We start from the raw sequence: 14,336 nt of genomic DNA on the forward strand, positions 1-14,336 counted from the left end.
GGGTGGAGAGCCTGATCGAGCACCCCGCGATCATGACCCACGCCTCGATCCCGCCTGAGACCCGCGCCCGCATCGGCATCGAGGACGGCCTGATCCGGCTGTCGGTCGGCGTCGAGAGCACCGCCGACCTGATCGCCGACCTCGAGCAGGCGCTGGCAGCCTAGAGGAACAGCTCCGCCGCGGCGTCGACGATGGCGTCGGTGTCGAGGCGGTAGTGGCGGTAGAGGTCCGGCAGGTCGCCGACCTGGCCGAAGCTGTCGAGGCCCAACGAACTCACGCGCATGCCGCGCACGCCGCCCAGCCAGGAAAGCGTCGCGGGCGAGCCGTCGACCACCGTCACCAAGCCGGCGCCCGGCGCAAGCTGGCCCAGCAGCGCCTCGGCGTGGCTCTCGCGCTTCTCGCCGGTGGTCCAGCGGCGGCGGCGCGCCGCCATCCAGTCGCGGTGCAGCAGACCCGGCGAGACGACGTTCAGCACGCCCAGGCCGGGCAGGTCCTCGGCGAGCTGCTCGGCGGCAACCAGCACCTCGGGCGCTATGGCGCCGCAGAACACCAGGGCGGCTTCCGAGCCCGGCGCGGGCGCCTTCAGCCAGTAGGCGCCCTTGAGTGCGTCGGCCTTCCAAGCCTCGTCCGTTCGCTGCGGCTGCGCCAGGGTGCGGGTCGTCAGCCGCAGGTAGACCGAGCCGCCGTCCTTGGCCTGCATGTGTTCGAAGGACCACCGCATCACGAGCGCGAGCTCGTCCACGAAGGCGGGTTCGAAGTAGGTCAGGCCCGGCTGGCCCATACCGATCAGCGGCGTGTAGATGGACTGGTGCGCCCCGCCTTCGGGGCCGAGCGTCAGGCCCGACGGCGTCGCCACCAGCATGAAGCGGGCGTCCTGGTAGCAGGCATAGTTCAGGGCATCGAGGCCGCGGGAGATGAAGGGGTCGTACACCGTTCCGATCGGCAGCAGGCGCTCGCCGAAATGCGGACCAGCCAACCCGAGGGCGGCGAGGTTCAGGAACAGGTTGTGCTCGGCGATGCCCAGCTCGATGTGCTGGCCCGCCTGGCCGCCGATCCACTTCTGGGCCGAGGGGATCTTGGCGTCACGGAAGACGTCGGCAGTCTCGCGCCGTCGGAACAGGCCCCGCTGGTTCACGAAGCCGCCGAGGTTGGTGGAGACTGTCACGTCCGGGCTGGTGGTGACGATGCGATCGGCGATGGGATGGCCGCTCTTGGCGAGGTCCAGCAGGATGCGACCGAAGGCGGCCTGGGTGGACTGCTCCGCGCCGTCTGGCACGGGGAAGTCCGCCGGCCCTGGCACGGAGATCGTCGCCGCCTCGAACCGGCGCTCGGCCGGTCGGCCGAACGGCGTCTCGGCGACGAACGCTTTCAGCGCCTCGGCCTCTTCGGGCGGAAGGCCGGCGTAGGGCTCCCACTCTTCGCCGGCCGGAATGCCCATGCTCTCGCGCAGCGCGTCCACCTGAGTGGGCGTCATCAGGCCCGCGTGATTGTCCTTGTGGCCCTGCAGCGGCAGGCCGAAACCCTTCACCGTGTAGGCGATGAACAGGGTGGGCGTGTCGTCCTTGGCGGCGGCGTCAAAGGCCTCCGTAAGGGTCTCGATGCAGTGGCCCCCAAGGCCGATCATCAGGCTGTGCAGCTCGTCGTCCGAGAAGCCCTCCAGCAGCGCGCGGACGCCCGGCTCGCGACCGATGTCGCGGGTGAGCCGCTCGCGCCAGGCCGCGCCGCCCTGGTAGGTGAGGGCGGCGTATTCCGCGTTCGAGCACGCTTCGATCCAGTTGCGCAGCGCCGGGCCGCCGGGCCGGGCGAAGGCGCGCTCCTGGGCCTTGCCCCATTTCAGCGTGACGACCCGCCAGCCGGCGGTCTCGAAGATGTCGTCGAACCGGTCGAACATCCGGTCGGCGGTGGTCGCGTCCAGGCTCTGACGGTTGTAGTCGACGATCCACCAGACGTTGCGGATGTCGTGCTTGTAGGCCTCGATCAGGCACTCGTAGATGTTGCCCTCGTCCAGCTCGGCGTCGCCCAGGGTGGCGACCATCCGGCCCTCGCGGGCGGGATCCAGCCAGCCGTGGGCTTTCAGGTAATCCTGGGTCAGCGACGAGAAGGCGGTGATCGCCACGCCCAGGCCGACCGAGCCGGTGGAGAAGTCGACGTCGTCCTTGTCCTTGGTCCGCGACGGGTAGGACTGGGCGCCGCCGAAGCTGCGGAAGCCCTCGAGCTGCTGCTGCGTCTGGCGGCCCATCAGGTACTGGGCGGCGTGGAACACCGGCGAGGCGTGCGGCTTGACCGCCACCCGGTCCTTCGGCCCCAGCGCGTGGAAGTAGAGCGCCGTCAGGATCGTCGTCATTGAGGCGCAGCTGGCCTGGTGGCCGCCGACCTTCAGCCCATCGCGGCTCTCGCGCAGGTGATTGGCGTTGTGGATCGTCCAGGTCGCCAGCCAGCGCAGCCGCGCGTCGATCTGCTCCAGGCGCCGCATCGCGTCGGCGGTCCCGAGGTTGTGACCGGCGGCGGGGGCGGACTGAACGCGAGGCATGGAATGTTCCGGCTTCCAAGGGATCGAGGCGCGATCTTGCGCTGAAGCTGACGCTGCAGGCACGCTTTTTTCGGTCTCTAGCAGGTTTCCGGGCGGAACGTCAGGCGCTCGGAGCGCCGCCGCGACTGTCGAATCTTCGGTACGCCGAGATTGACGCCTTCCCGACCTTCGGGCTTGCTTCGCCCCAAAGAGCGCCGACAGAGCGCATCTGGAGGAAGATGGATGGCGAAGACCGCCGTGGCGGCCGACCGGCTGCCTATGAAGACGAAGCTGGCTTTCGGGCTGGGCGGCGCCGCCGAGATGGTGGCGCTCTACTCCGTCTCCAGCTTCGCCATGCTGTTCTACAACCAGGTTCTCGGCGTTCCCCCCCACCTCGTGGGCCTGGCGATCTCGGCGAGCCTGATCCTCGACGCTATCTCCGATCCGATCGTAGGTTCGATCTCGGACCGCACGAAGTCGAAGCTGGGGCGGCGCCACCCCTATCTTTTCGCGTCGGGAATCCCCGTGGGCCTCACGGTCTGGGCGATCTTCTCGCCGCCGGCGGGTCTCGGCGAGACCGGGCTGCTGATCTGGCTCGGCGCGGCGGTCATCCTGATGCGCCAGGCCATGACCTTCTTCTACGTCCCCCACCTGGCCCTCGGGGGCGAGCTGTCGCCCCACTACACCGAGCGCTCCAAGGTGATGTCCTACTACAGCTTCTTCAACTGGGCCGGCGGGGCGCTGACCACCATCGTGGCGCTCCGGGTGTTCTTCCCCTCGACCCCGGAATTCCCCCGCGGCCTCCTGAACCCCGAGCCCTGGGGGGCCTACGCGGCCACCATCGGCCTTGTCTCGATGGCAGCCCTGTTCCTCTCGGCGTGGTTCACCAGGGACCGGATCCCGTACCTGCCCCAGCCGCGGGCCGACCAGCCCAAGCTCAGCCTACGCGGCTTCATCTCCGACATCGGCAAGGCGCTCGCCAACATCAACTACGTCTGGCTGCTGGTGGCCTACTTCTTCGTGGCCCTGATGATCGGCATGCGCGAGGGCATGCGGCTCTACGTCAACACCTACTACTGGGACCTCTCCAGCGAGCAGCTCAGCTGGTTCGTGGCCGGCAGCCTCGTCGGCTACCTCACCGCCTTCCTGTTCGCGGCCAAGCTGCACGGCAAGTTCGACAAGAAGCGGACCATCATCCTCGCGGCCCTGACCTACGCCATCGTGCCGCCGATTCCCTTGGTGCTGGGCATGATGGGCGTCCTCGATCCGACCACCCCGGGTCTGGTGCCCCTGCTGATCGCCTTCGCCGCGGTCCAGTACGGCTCGATCAGCGTGCTGCAGATCAGCGTCATGTCGGCGCTGGCGGACGTCGCCGACGAGAACGAGCTGAAATTCGGCCTGCGCCAGGAGGGCATCCTCTATTCGACACGCACGATGGCCGGGAAGATCGACATGGCCGTAGGCACCATGGTCGCCGGCGCCGTGATCACCCTGATCAACTTCCCGGAGGGAGCGAAGAGCATCGCCGACGTGCCGGCCAAGGTGCTGTTCGATCTGGCGCTGTGGGACAGCATCATGGCGGCCATCCCGGGCGTCATCGCCGTGTTCTTCTACTCGCTCTACAAAATCGACCGGAACAGCTACGAGCAGACCCGCGCCGCGCTGCTGGCGCGGCGGGCCAAGACGAAGGCCGACGACGCCGCCGCCGCCAGGAAGGACTCAGGTAGCATCCCCGACGCCGCCCCGGCGCCGGCGGAATAGGGCCCACGCGCCGAGCGCCGCGCCGGTCCCGACCGCGTCCGCCACGAAGTCGGCCAGGTCGCCGCGACGGCCGAAGCCCATCGTCGCCTGCAGCGCCTCGGTGGCCGCGCCGAACAGCAGCGTGAAGGCCGCGACCCGCCACGGCCTCCGCGGCCACAGCACGAAGCCGAACCCCGTAAGGGCGCCCCAGGTCAGCGCGTGTTCCGCCTTGTCCCAGACGCTCACGCTCGGCAGCGAGCCGGTAGGGGCGAGGCAGACGTAGAGGACGGCGACGCAGGCGAGGCCGAAGGCTGCGAAGCGGAGCATGCCGCTTACTTGCACGCCGGCCCGCCGCTCTCTAGAGCCGATGGGCGAACGGAGTGAGCTTGATGGCTATCGAGGCGGTGATTTGGGATTTCGGCGGAGTGTTCACGACCTCCCCGTTCGAGGCGTTCAACCGCTACGAGGCCGAGAAGGGGTTGCCCAAGGACCTCATCCGCCGGGTCAACGCGACCAATCCGGATAGCAACGCCTGGGCGCTGTTCGAGCGCAACGAGATCGACGCCGGCCGCTTCGATGCGCTGTTCCTCGAGGAATCGACGGCGCTGGGCCATCCGGTCCGCGGCGCCGAGGTCCTGCCGCTGCTGTCGGGCCAGCTCCGGCCGCGGATGGTCGAGGCGCTGAAGGCGTGCAAGCAGCGCTTCAAGGTGGGCTGCATCACCAACAACGTCGTGTCCGAGCACAGCCCCGGCCAGGATGCGGGCCAGCGGATGGCGGGCGCCATGGCCCAGGTGATGCCGCTATTCGACGCCATTATCGAGAGCTCCAAGGCGGGTGTGCGCAAGCCCGACCCCCGCATCTACCTGATGATGTGCGACCTGCTGGCCGTGCAGCCCGAAGCGTGCGTCTACCTCGACGACCTCGGGATCAACTGCAAGCCCGCCGCGGGCCTGGGCATGCAGGCCATCAAGGTCACCACCGAAGACCAGGCGCTGGACGATCTGGCGAAGATCGTCGGGCTGGAGTTTGCGTGATGGGCCGTCCCCAGAAGATCGGCGCCGAGGCGGCGCTGCCGCGCCTGAACGGCTGGAGCCGCGTGGACGGCGAGCGTGACGCGATCCGGAAGACCTTCCGCTTCAAGGACTTCAACGAGGCCTTCGGCTTCATGGCGCGCGTCGCCATCAAGGCCGACCAGCTCGACCACCACCCCGAGTGGTTCAATGTCTACAATCGGGTCGAGGTCACGCTCGCCACTCATGACGCTGACGGCGTAACGGAGCTGGACGTGACCCTGGCCGGGTTCATGGACGAGATCGCGGAACAGTAGCGGAGGAAACCCCGATGGGACGGGTCGCCGGCAAGAAGGCCTTCATCACCGGGGCGGCTCAGGGCCTGGGCGCCGCCTTCGCCCGCCGGCTCGCCGCCGAGGGCGCCCAGGTCAGCCTCGCCGACATCAACGCCGCCGGCGCCCGCGCGGTGGCCGACGAGATCAACCAGGTTCACGGCGAGGGGACCGCCTTCGCCTTCCCGCTGGACGTCACCAAGGAAGACCAGTGGATCTACGCCCTCGAGGAGGCCGACGCCGCCATGGGCGGCATCTCGGTGCTGGTGAACAACGCCGGCATCAGCCGCGGCGGCGACATCGAGAGCCTGAGCCTCGAGGACTGGAAGCTCGTCATGAGCGTCAACGTCGACAGCGTCTTCCTGGGGACGAAGCACGCGCTGAAGTACCTGCGCCAGAACCAGCCCGGCTCGATCATCAACATCAGCTCGATCGCGGGCCTGATCGCCGCCCATAACAGCCCGTCGTACAACGCCTCGAAGGCCGCCGTCTGGCTGCTGTCGAAGGGCATCGCCCTCCATTGCGCCAAGCAGGGCCTGGACGTCCGCTCGAACTCGATCCACCCGACCTTCATCGACACGCCGATCCTGGACCCGCTGCGCCAGCGGTTCGGCAAGGAGGAGGCTGAGGCCAAGCTCGCGCGCCAAGTGCCGCTGGGCCGCATCGGCGAGCCGGACGACATCGCCAACGCCGTGCTCTACCTGGCCTCGGACGAGAGCCGTTTCATGACGGGCGCCGAACTGAAGCTCGACGGCGGCATCTCGGCGATGTGAGGGCGCTGCGGCGCTAGTTCACCACCACCGCGCCCAACAACACCTTCGCGCCTCGGCGACCGAGTATGGCGTCGGTCTGCTGCTGAAGGTTGCGGCCAATGAAGTCGACGTTCGGCGGCGCGCCGGCGGGCAGACCCGCGGCATAGGTCTGCACCGTCGAGGCGTAGGCCGACCGCAGCCGAGGGATCGAGGCGTGCGCCCGCTCCCGCAACGCTGCGTCGGGGATGTCCAGCCCGCATTCGACCGAGAGCACGCCCCGGCGGCCGTCGCCGCGCCGCATGGTGCCCAGGACCGTCTGGATGGGCACGTAGCTGGCGCCGCCGGTGAACTTCTTCTCACCCTTTTCGGACGAGGCGCGGGCCGCGCCGGGCAGGGCGCTCGCGAGCGCGAGGTTGAGGGTGAGGGCGGCGAAGCGGCGGCGGTCCATCGGCCGCATCAGGCCAAAACATGGTTAGCGGTCTCTTTACGGCCTGGCGGCGACAGTCGGGCCCACGAGACGATTCGCTAGGCTACCGGAGCGCCGCTTGGGCCGATTTGCGCCGACCACCCTGGACCTCGACGGCAAGGTCATTCTCGTCACCGGCGGCACCGGCAGTTTCGGCCGCCGCTTCGTCGAGACAGTGCTGGCGCGGTGCAGTCCGCGGAAGCTGATCGTCTATTCGCGCGACGAGCTGAAGCAGAGCGAGATGCAGATCGACCTCGCCGACCGCTTCGGTCCGGAGAAGCTCGCCCGCATGCGGTTCTTCCTGGGCGACGTGCGCGACCGCGAGCGGCTGAGCCTCGCCGTCCGCGGCGTCGACGTGGTGATCCACGCCGCGGCGCTGAAACAGGTGCCGGCGGCAGAGTACAATCCCTCGGAGTGCATCCACACGAACGTGCTCGGCGCCGAGAACGTGGTCTGGGCGTGCCTGGCGAACCGGGTCGCCAAGGTCGTGGCGCTTTCCACCGACAAGGCGTGCAATCCGATCAACCTCTACGGCGCGACCAAGCTCGCCTCGGACAAGACCTTCGTCGCGGCGAACAACCTCTCGGGCGACATCGGCACCCGCTTCTCGGTGGTGCGCTACGGCAATGTGGTCGGCTCGCGCGGCTCGGTGGCTCCCCTGTTCCAGCGGCTGATCGCCAAGGGGGCGGCCGAGCTGCCGATCACCGACCCGCGGATGACCCGCTTCCTGATCACCCTCGACGAGGGCGTGGACTTCGTCCTCTCGTCGCTCTCGATGATGCGCGGTGGCGAGATCTTCGTGCCGAAGATCCCCTCCATGAAGATCACCGACATCGCCGCCGCCATGGCGCCCCAGCTGCCGATCAAGGTGGTCGGCATCCGGCCGGGCGAGAAGCTGCACGAGATGATGATCTCGTCCGACGACGCCCGCACCACCGTCGACCTCGGCGACCGCTATGTGATCGAACCGGCCTTCGCCGAGTACCAGCGCGCGCCGATTGACGGCGGCGAGGTGGCGGAGGGCTTCTCGTACGCGTCGGACACCAACGACGAATGGCTGGAGCCCGAGGCCTTCCTCGCCATGCTCGAGACCGATGGCCCGCGCCGCCGGCGGCGGGCGACGGACTGACAGGCCAGGGCTTCGATGACCACCCCGCTGCTTCCCTACGGCCGACAGACCATCGAGGATGACGACATCGCCGCCGTGGCCGAGACCCTGCGCGGCGACTTTCTGACCACCGGACCGACCGTCGAGGCCTTCGAGCGCGCCTTCGCCGAGACAGTGGGCGCCCGCCATGCGGTCGCTTGCGCCAATGGGACGGCCGCCCTGCACCTGGCGATGCTGGCTCTGGACGTGCAGCCGGGCGAAGCCGTGATCGCGCCGACGATCACCTTCCTGGCGACCGCCAACTGCGCCCGCTACGTCGGGGCCGAGGTGGTGTTCGCCGACGTCGATCCGGACACGGGCCTGATGTCGGCGCAGACCCTGTCCGACGCGCTGCAGCGCCTGGACGGGCGTCGGCTCCGCGCCGTCCTGCCAGTCCACCTGCGGGGCGACGCCGTCGAACTTCCGGCGCTGGCCGAGCTCGCCCAGGCCGCCGGCGGGGTGCTGGTCGAGGACGCGCCGCACGCGCTCGGAACGACGATGCGGTTCGGCAATCTGTCGGAACAGGTCGGCGATGTGCACCATTCGGCGATGGCGACCTTCTCGTTCCACCCAGTGAAGACCATCGCCACCGGCGAGGGCGGCATGGTGACGACAAACGACGATCGCCTAGCCCAGCGCCTGCGCACGCTGCGCACCCACGGCATGGTCCGGCCCGAGGGCTGCGAGCCCTGGTGGTACGAGATGCCGGAGCCGGGCTTCAACTACCGGCTCCCGGACGTGCTGTGCGCGCTGGGTCTCTCGCAGTTGAAGAAGCTGCCACGCTTCGCGGCCCGGCGCCGGGCCCTCGCCGCGGCGTACCGCGAGGTCCTCGCGCCCTTGGCGCCCCTCGTCCGGATCGCCGCCCAGCCCGCCTGGAGCGATCCGGTCCTGCACTTGATGTGCGTGCTGATCGACTTCGAAGCCGCCGGCCGCACCCGCCTTCAGGTGGTGGAGGCGTTGCGTGAACGCGGCGTAGGAACGCAGGTCCACTACATCCCGGTGCATCGCCAGCCGTACTACCGCGAACGGTACGGCGAGCTCGACCTGGCGGGCGCGGAGGCTTGGTACGCCCGCTGCCTGTCGCTGCCGCTGTATCCCGGCATGGCGGATGAGGACGTGGGCCGCGTGGCGGCCGCGCTGCAAGAGGTCCTGGGGCTCTAGGCCGCCAGGCCCGCCTGCTGGATCAGCTCGCGCATGGCGTTCATCTGCTCGGGCGCGCGGGCCAGTTCGGCCCGGGTGTCGTCATTGCGAACCAGTTTCAGCGCTTCGGCCTTGGCGCGGCTGGCCGCGGGTCCCAGAGGCGCGGACTCGCCGCACGCCAGCTTGAGCAAAAGGGTCAGCCGTTGCAGCGCCGAAGCGTTGGCCTTGGCCAGGCTCGCCGTCACCTTGGCCTCGCCCTCGATCAGCCCGCCCAGGTCGCCGAGCTTGGTCTGCAACGGCTCTGAGTCCTCGGGCGCGAGGCCGCACCGGCCAACCGACCGCTGCAGCGCCGCCAGCTGCGCCAGCCTGGCCGAGGCGGAATCCTCGCCGGCCGCCTTCAGCATCTCTTTCTCGAAGCGCAGCGAATGCACCACGGCCTTCAGCCAGCGGCCGGCCTGGCGCTTGTTCGCGCCGCCGATGACGTTCTCGGTCAGCCAGATCAGCGCCTCGACCTCCTCCCGGGAAGTCTTGCCCTGGCCGAGGTAGGCTTCGACGAAGTCGCCGGTGATCAGCATGCGCGAGCGCACCGAAAAGGCGTGCTGCACGTCTTCCAGCGGCAGCAGCTTGCCGGCCGCCGCAGTCAGCGACATGGCAAGCGCCCGCAGGACGTCGATCTCGGCCTCGGCGTCGCCTGGTTTCAGGCGCCGCGGGCCATTCAGTTCGCGCAGAATCCGCTTGCCCAGCGCCGTGCGCACGTCGGCGAAGTCCTCGCTCGACAGCCATTTGGCCAGCCGCTGCGCGGCCGGGGACAGCTGCGGCATCACCTTGGCGACCGAGGGTTCGATGCGGATCAGGGTCTCGACCGCCTCATAGGCGGTCAGGCGGGTGAGGGCGGCGAGCGTCGCGCCCAGGTCCATGCCCTTGCCCAGGAGGTCGCCCAGGCCGGGCTTCGATTCCAGGATCTCGGCCAGCGGCTGCTCGATCACGGAGAGCGCCAGGACGCGCGGCCCCTGGCCTTTCGGCGCCGCGTCGGCGAGGTCCAGCAGGCGCAGCACTTTGTCAGACCAGGAGGCCGCCGGGGCGATCGAAGCCGCGACGCCCGCGCCCAGCAGGTAGGCGCGCTCAGGCTCCTTGGCCACCCGCTCGGCGGCGGCCGCGAAGCCTTCCTTGTCGACGTCAGGCAGGGCGCCGCGCTTGGCGTCGCGCATCAGCCGGTCGATCGACCGCTGAACCAGGGCGTGGAACACCCGCATCATCTCGTGGACCGACATGCCGCGGGCATGGGCCTCGGGGATGGCGAGCTTCTGGACGGCGTGCTGCAGGTCGGTGCCGGACGCCTCCAGCTTCTCGACCAGGTCCGGGCGGTGCAGCAGTTCGAACGGCGTGGCGTTGTTGCGGTCGAGCCAGCCTTCCAGCAGCCGGCCGATCCGTTCGCGGGCGTGGATGGTGTAGAGGTCCTCGGGCGTGACGCACAGCGGCTGGGCTTCAGCCTGGGACTTGGCCTTTCGGGCCGCTTCGGCGGCGCCCAGCTTCAGGATGGTGACCGTCTGGAACTCACGGGTTTCTTCGTCCAAGGTCTCCTTCGTCACCTTGGCGGCGGCGACGCGGCCCTCGTTGTAGAGCTCCTCGGCGACCCGGACTGCGGCGCTCCGGTTCTCGGACGCCATCTCAAGCGTCCACGAAGCGCCGGGGGTTTTCCGGACGAACACCTCGAAATGCACGCTGTATCCATCCATGAAAGCATCCCCCCGGACGCTCACACGTTCCTCGAACAAGCTTAAGGGCGCGTTGACTGCCGCTACACCTGCCGCCGGCCCCATTGAGGCCATGCTTCACCGCGAATAGCTTGCGACATCTCGGGCAAGGAGACACCGACACCACATGGCCAAGATCACCCTGGTGGATGACGACGAGAACATCGTCACCTCCGTCAGCCTGGCGCTGGAAAGCCACGGGCATACCATCAAGGCCTACTATGACGGGGCGGCGGGCCTGGCCGCGCTCGAGAACGATCCGCCGGATCTCGCGATCCTAGACGTGAAGATGCCGCGCATGGATGGCATGGAGGTGCTGCGCCGGCTGCGCCGCAGTTCGGACCTGCCGGTGATCATCCTGACGTCCAAGGACGAGGAGATCGACGAGATCCTGGGCTTCAATCTCGGGGCCGACGACTACATCCACAAACCGTTCAGCCAGCGCCTGCTGATCGAGCGGGTGAAGGCGGTGCTGCGCCGCGCCGGACGGGGCGAGGACGAGGGCGTCGCGGGGCCCGCGACCGCCGCCGAGGTCAGCGCCCGGGCGATCAAGCGGGGCAAGCTGACGCTGGACCCGGCGCGCCACGACTGTTTGTGGGACGGCAAGCCGGTGAAGCTCACCGTCACCGAGTTCCTGCTGCTGCAGTCGCTGGCCCAGCGGCCCGGCTTCGTGAAGAGCCGCGACAACCTCATGGACGCGGCCTACGAAGACCAAGTCTACGTCGATGACCGCACCATCGACAGCCACATCAAGCGCATGCGGAAGAAGTTCCGCGAGGTGGATCCTGAGTTCGACGCGATCGAAACCCTCTATGGCGTCGGCTACCGATACCGCGAAAGCTGAGCGGAGCCGGTCTCGCACGAGGCCCCGGCCGTCGAAGTTCCGTTGGCTGCCGGGCTCCAAGCTCGGCCGGCTGATCCTTGCGCTCAACCTGCTGGGGCTGGCGATCCTGATCGTCGGCGCGCTCGTGCTGAACGAATACCGGCAAGGCCTGGTCAAGGCGCGGATCGACAGCCTGTCGGCCCAAGGCGAGCTGATCGCCGACATCATCAACCGCGCCGCGACGGTCGGCGAGCCCGAGCCGCAGATGGACGCGGCGCTCGCCACCGAGATCATGCAGACGTTCAAGAGTCCGGAGACCCAGCGGGCCAGGCTCTTCGATGCGACCGGCCGGCTGGTGGCCGACACCGACCTGGTCGCGGACCGCGTCGAATGGAAGGTGCTGCCGCCGGCGCGGCCGCGCGAAGAGGATCGCGGGGTGCGTCTGGACCTCATCCCGCGCAGGCCCGAGCCCACCGCCGCCGACGCCGAGAAGGCCTTGGCGCAAGAGGTGAGCGAGGCGCTGAAGGGCCGCCGCTGGTCCGGCATGCGCCGAGGCCCGGACGGCGACCGGGTGGTCTCGGTCTCGATTCCGATCCGCCACGTGAAGGCCGTGCTGGGCGTGATCACCCTCGAAGCCAGCGACGTCGACGAGATCATCGCCAGCGAGCGCGCGGCGCTGATCCCGTTCATCCTCATCGCCATCGGTGTGACCCTGGCCTCCTCGATCCTGCTGAACAGCCTGGTGGCCCAGCCGGTGAACCGTCTGGCGCGGGCCGCGGACAGCGTGCGCCTGTCGCGGGCGCGGGCGATCTCGCTGCCGGACCTCGCCCGCCGCGACGACGAGATCGGCGGGCTGACGCGCAGCCTGGAGGACATGACCCATTCGCTGTCCGAGCGCATGGACGCGATCGAGGCCTTCGCCGCCGACGTGGCCCACGAGATTCGCAATCCGCTGACGTCGCTCCGCTCGGCGGTGGAGACCCTGGACTTGGTGCACGAGCCAGCGGCCCGCGACCGGCTGCTGAACATCCTGAAGAACGACGTCCAGCGCCTGGATCGGCTCGTCACTGACATCTCCAACGCCTCGCGCCTCGACGCCGAGCTCTCACGCGACCAGCCCAAGATGGTCGACCTGGGCCGTCTGGTCGGCGACATCGTGGCGCTCTATCAGGCGACGGCGAAACCCGGCGATGTGCGCGTACGCCTGGAGCTCACGCCCGGCGCGGAGCCGGTGCGGGTGCTGGGCCGCGAGGGGCCCCTGGGGCAGATCTTCCGCAACCTCATCGACAACGCCCGTTCGTTCAGCCCGCCGGGAGACGAGGTGACCGTGGCGCTGGGCCGCGGCGGCGGGCGCGTTGCGGCCACCGTCTCGGACAACGGCCCGGGCATACCGCCTGAGAACCTCGAGACCATCTTCGAGCGGTTCTACACCTCCCGGCCGAAGGGGGCGGCCTTCGGCGGCAACTCGGGCCTTGGCCTCTCCATCGCCCGGCAGATCGCCGAGGCGCACGGCGGCACGCTGCAGGCCCGCAACCGCACGCACCCGGACGGAACTGTGCAGGGCGCGATCTTCATCCTCAGCCTGCCCGAGCCGGTGCTGTGATCCGCCACGCCGGCCTGATCGCCCAGCGAGTGGCCGGCCGCTGGCTGGGGGTGCTGGTGGAGGGGCCCTCGGGCGCCGGCAAGAGCGATCTCGCGCTGCGGGCCCTAGGCCAAGGCTTCCGGCTGGTCGCCGACGATCGGGTCGTGCTCTGGGCCTCCGGCGAGCGCCTTTTCGGCCGGGCGCCTGAGACACTGCAGGGCCTGCTCGAGGTGCGCGGCCTGGACGTGATCCGCGTGCAGGCGCTGCCGGTCTGCGAGGTGGGCCTGGTGGTCCGGCTCGGGCCCGCCGAGCGCATCCCCGATCCGGCCTACGAGGACATCCTGGGCGTGCAGCTCCCGGCGCTTGCCACTCCGGCGTTCGAGGAGTCGGCTCCTGCGAAACTCAGTCGCGCGCTCTCAAGCTTTGACGCGGCGCACAAGAGGCGTATTTAGCACCGCTCGCGCCCAGGCTAAGGCGCCATCGGGTGGGGATACCCTTTGGAACATCAGGCATGATCGGGCTCGTGATCGTCACCCACGGGCGACTGGCGGAGGAGTTCGTCTTCGCCATGGAGCACGTGGTCGGGCCTCAGGCCGCCGTCGAGGCGATCTGCATCGGGCCGGACGACGACATGGAGCGCCGCCGGAAGGACATTCTCGATGCCTGCGGCCGCGTGGACGGCGGCCAGGGCGTGATCCTGCTGACGGACATGTTCGGCGGCACGCCCTCCAACCTGGCGATCTCGGTGATGGAGCAGACGAAGGCGGAGGTGATCGCCGGCCTCAACCTGCCCATGCTGATCAAGCTCGCCAGCGTGCGGACCCGCTACAGCCTCGAAGACTCGGTTGCAGCGGCGCAGGAAGCCGGGCGAAAGTACATCTCCGTCGCGTCTTACGTCCTGGCCGGAGAGAAGTGAGCGAAGCCGCCAACCGCACCGTCGAGATCGTCAACAAGCGGGGTCTCCACGCCCGCGCCTCGGCGAAATTCGTCAAGATGGCCGCCGGCTTCGACGCCGAGGTGCGCGTCTCCAAGGACGGCCAGACCGTCGACGCCCGATCCATCATGGGCCTGATGATGCTGG

16 protein-coding genes are annotated in these 14,336 nt (G+C 69.1%); 12 read left to right on the top strand and 4 right to left on the bottom strand.

Annotation, left to right across the window (positions count from 1 at the left end; translation table 11 throughout):
* Positions 1–164, top strand: a 164-nt coding sequence (locus RIF93_RS12630; protein WP_309091822.1) for a PLP-dependent transferase, incomplete at its 5' end; no start/stop codon positions are given.
* On the opposite strand, the gene RIF93_RS12635 is transcribed toward RIF93_RS12630, so the two are convergent.
* Complete coding sequence (locus RIF93_RS12635) at positions 161–2,530, bottom strand: transketolase (RefSeq protein WP_309091808.1); 2,370 nt, start codon at positions 2,528–2,530, stop codon at positions 161–163. The two genes, RIF93_RS12630 and RIF93_RS12635, sit on opposite strands and share 4 nt — an antisense overlap.
* Positions 2,531–2,752: 222 nt before the next feature.
* Between RIF93_RS12635 and RIF93_RS12640 the strand changes: the two genes are divergently transcribed.
* Positions 2,753–4,270: an MFS transporter gene (locus RIF93_RS12640; protein WP_309091809.1), complete on the top strand. Its 1,518-nt coding sequence runs from the start codon at positions 2,753–2,755 to the stop codon at positions 4,268–4,270.
* On the opposite strand, the gene RIF93_RS12645 is transcribed toward RIF93_RS12640, so the two are convergent.
* On the bottom strand, positions 4,229–4,576 hold the full coding sequence (locus RIF93_RS12645) for a hypothetical protein (RefSeq protein ID WP_309091810.1): 348 nt from the start codon (positions 4,574–4,576) through the stop codon (positions 4,229–4,231). The two genes, RIF93_RS12640 and RIF93_RS12645, sit on opposite strands and share 42 nt — an antisense overlap.
* A 62-nt stretch (positions 4,577–4,638) precedes the next feature.
* Here RIF93_RS12645 and RIF93_RS12650 point away from each other — a divergent pair, with 62 nt between their 5' ends.
* Genes RIF93_RS12650 through RIF93_RS12660 form a run of 3 tightly spaced genes read left to right on the top strand, consistent with a single transcriptional unit; the run spans position 4,639 to position 6,364 of the window.
* Positions 4,639–5,283 (top strand): HAD-IA family hydrolase, encoded by a 645-nt coding sequence (locus tag RIF93_RS12650; RefSeq protein WP_309091811.1) that lies wholly within the window; start codon positions 4,639–4,641, stop codon positions 5,281–5,283.
* Complete coding sequence (locus RIF93_RS12655; RefSeq protein ID WP_309091812.1) at positions 5,283–5,576, top strand: 4a-hydroxytetrahydrobiopterin dehydratase; 294 nt, start codon at positions 5,283–5,285, stop codon at positions 5,574–5,576. The genes RIF93_RS12650 and RIF93_RS12655 overlap by 1 nt, the downstream gene beginning before the upstream one ends.
* A 14-nt stretch (positions 5,577–5,590) precedes the next feature.
* A complete protein-coding gene (locus RIF93_RS12660) occupies positions 5,591–6,364 on the top strand; it encodes an SDR family oxidoreductase (RefSeq protein ID WP_309091813.1) in 774 nt (257 codons plus the stop codon).
* A 13-nt stretch (positions 6,365–6,377) separates the two neighbouring features.
* On the opposite strand, the gene RIF93_RS12665 is transcribed toward RIF93_RS12660, so the two are convergent.
* The gene (locus RIF93_RS12665) at positions 6,378–6,800 is read right to left on the bottom strand and encodes a Tat pathway signal protein (RefSeq protein WP_309091814.1); all 423 of its coding nucleotides are present in this window, start codon (positions 6,798–6,800) and stop codon (positions 6,378–6,380) included.
* Positions 6,801–6,888: 88 nt separating this feature from the next.
* Here RIF93_RS12665 and pseB point away from each other — a divergent pair, with 88 nt between their 5' ends.
* Together pseB and pseC are read left to right on the top strand one after the other, a co-directional pair.
* A complete protein-coding gene (pseB, locus tag RIF93_RS12670; protein ID WP_309091815.1) occupies positions 6,889–7,938 on the top strand; it encodes a UDP-N-acetylglucosamine 4,6-dehydratase (inverting) in 1,050 nt (349 codons plus the stop codon).
* 15 nt (positions 7,939–7,953) lie between these two features.
* Positions 7,954–9,117 (top strand): UDP-4-amino-4,6-dideoxy-N-acetyl-beta-L-altrosamine transaminase, encoded by a 1,164-nt coding sequence (gene pseC, locus RIF93_RS12675; RefSeq protein WP_309091816.1) that lies wholly within the window; start codon positions 7,954–7,956, stop codon positions 9,115–9,117.
* On the opposite strand, the gene RIF93_RS12680 is transcribed toward pseC, so the two are convergent.
* Entirely contained in the window at positions 9,114–10,832 is a 1,719-nt protein-coding gene (locus tag RIF93_RS12680; protein ID WP_309091817.1) for a hypothetical protein, read from the bottom strand. The two genes, pseC and RIF93_RS12680, sit on opposite strands and share 4 nt — an antisense overlap.
* A 145-nt stretch (positions 10,833–10,977) precedes the next feature.
* On the opposite strand from RIF93_RS12680, the gene RIF93_RS12685 reads away from it, so the two are divergent.
* The 5 genes from RIF93_RS12685 to RIF93_RS12705 form a co-directional block, all read left to right on the top strand.
* Positions 10,978–11,694, top strand: coding sequence for a response regulator transcription factor (locus RIF93_RS12685; RefSeq protein WP_309091818.1), 717 nt, complete (start codon positions 10,978–10,980; stop codon positions 11,692–11,694).
* Entirely contained in the window at positions 11,663–13,276 is a 1,614-nt protein-coding gene (locus tag RIF93_RS12690) for an ATP-binding protein (protein WP_309091819.1), read from the top strand. Before RIF93_RS12685 ends, RIF93_RS12690 begins: the two co-directional genes overlap by 32 nt.
* Positions 13,273–13,707 (top strand): HPr kinase/phosphorylase, encoded by a 435-nt coding sequence (locus RIF93_RS12695; protein WP_309091820.1) that lies wholly within the window; start codon positions 13,273–13,275, stop codon positions 13,705–13,707. The genes RIF93_RS12690 and RIF93_RS12695 overlap by 4 nt, the downstream gene beginning before the upstream one ends.
* A gap of 59 nt (positions 13,708–13,766) precedes the next feature.
* Positions 13,767–14,171, top strand: a complete 405-nt coding sequence (locus RIF93_RS12700; protein WP_309091821.1) for a PTS sugar transporter subunit IIA — start codon at positions 13,767–13,769, stop codon at positions 14,169–14,171.
* The coding region (locus tag RIF93_RS12705) for an HPr family phosphocarrier protein (RefSeq protein WP_309091823.1) at positions 14,168–14,336 on the top strand (169 nt) is incomplete at its 3' end. The genes RIF93_RS12700 and RIF93_RS12705, both read left to right, overlap by 4 nt.

It is taken from the genome of Phenylobacterium sp. (assembly GCF_031181185.1).
Lineage (GTDB): Bacteria > Pseudomonadota > Alphaproteobacteria > Caulobacterales > Caulobacteraceae > Phenylobacterium.

Bases quoted from the DNA above. Each gene is read 5' to 3' on its own strand.
- RIF93_RS12635 (WP_309091808.1), bottom strand. From the start codon at position 2,530: ATGCCTCGCGTTCAGTCCGCCCCCGCCGCCGGTCACAACCTCGGGACC.
- RIF93_RS12690 (WP_309091819.1), top strand. From the start codon at position 11,663: ATGGCGTCGGCTACCGATACCGCGAAAGCTGAGCGGAGCCGGTCTCGC.
- RIF93_RS12655 (WP_309091812.1), top strand. From the start codon at position 5,283: ATGGGCCGTCCCCAGAAGATCGGCGCCGAGGCGGCGCTGCCGCGCCTG.
- RIF93_RS12685 (WP_309091818.1), top strand. From the start codon at position 10,978: ATGGCCAAGATCACCCTGGTGGATGACGACGAGAACATCGTCACCTCC.
- RIF93_RS12700 (WP_309091821.1), top strand. From the start codon at position 13,767: ATGATCGGGCTCGTGATCGTCACCCACGGGCGACTGGCGGAGGAGTTC.
- RIF93_RS12660 (WP_309091813.1), top strand. From the start codon at position 5,591: ATGGGACGGGTCGCCGGCAAGAAGGCCTTCATCACCGGGGCGGCTCAG.
- RIF93_RS12640 (WP_309091809.1), top strand. From the start codon at position 2,753: ATGGCGAAGACCGCCGTGGCGGCCGACCGGCTGCCTATGAAGACGAAG.
- RIF93_RS12665 (WP_309091814.1), bottom strand. From the start codon at position 6,800: ATGCGGCCGATGGACCGCCGCCGCTTCGCCGCCCTCACCCTCAACCTC.
- RIF93_RS12680 (WP_309091817.1), bottom strand. From the start codon at position 10,832: ATGGATGGATACAGCGTGCATTTCGAGGTGTTCGTCCGGAAAACCCCC.
- RIF93_RS12645 (WP_309091810.1), bottom strand. From the start codon at position 4,576: ATGCTCCGCTTCGCAGCCTTCGGCCTCGCCTGCGTCGCCGTCCTCTAC.
- pseC (WP_309091816.1), top strand. From the start codon at position 7,954: ATGACCACCCCGCTGCTTCCCTACGGCCGACAGACCATCGAGGATGAC.
- RIF93_RS12650 (WP_309091811.1), top strand. From the start codon at position 4,639: ATGGCTATCGAGGCGGTGATTTGGGATTTCGGCGGAGTGTTCACGACC.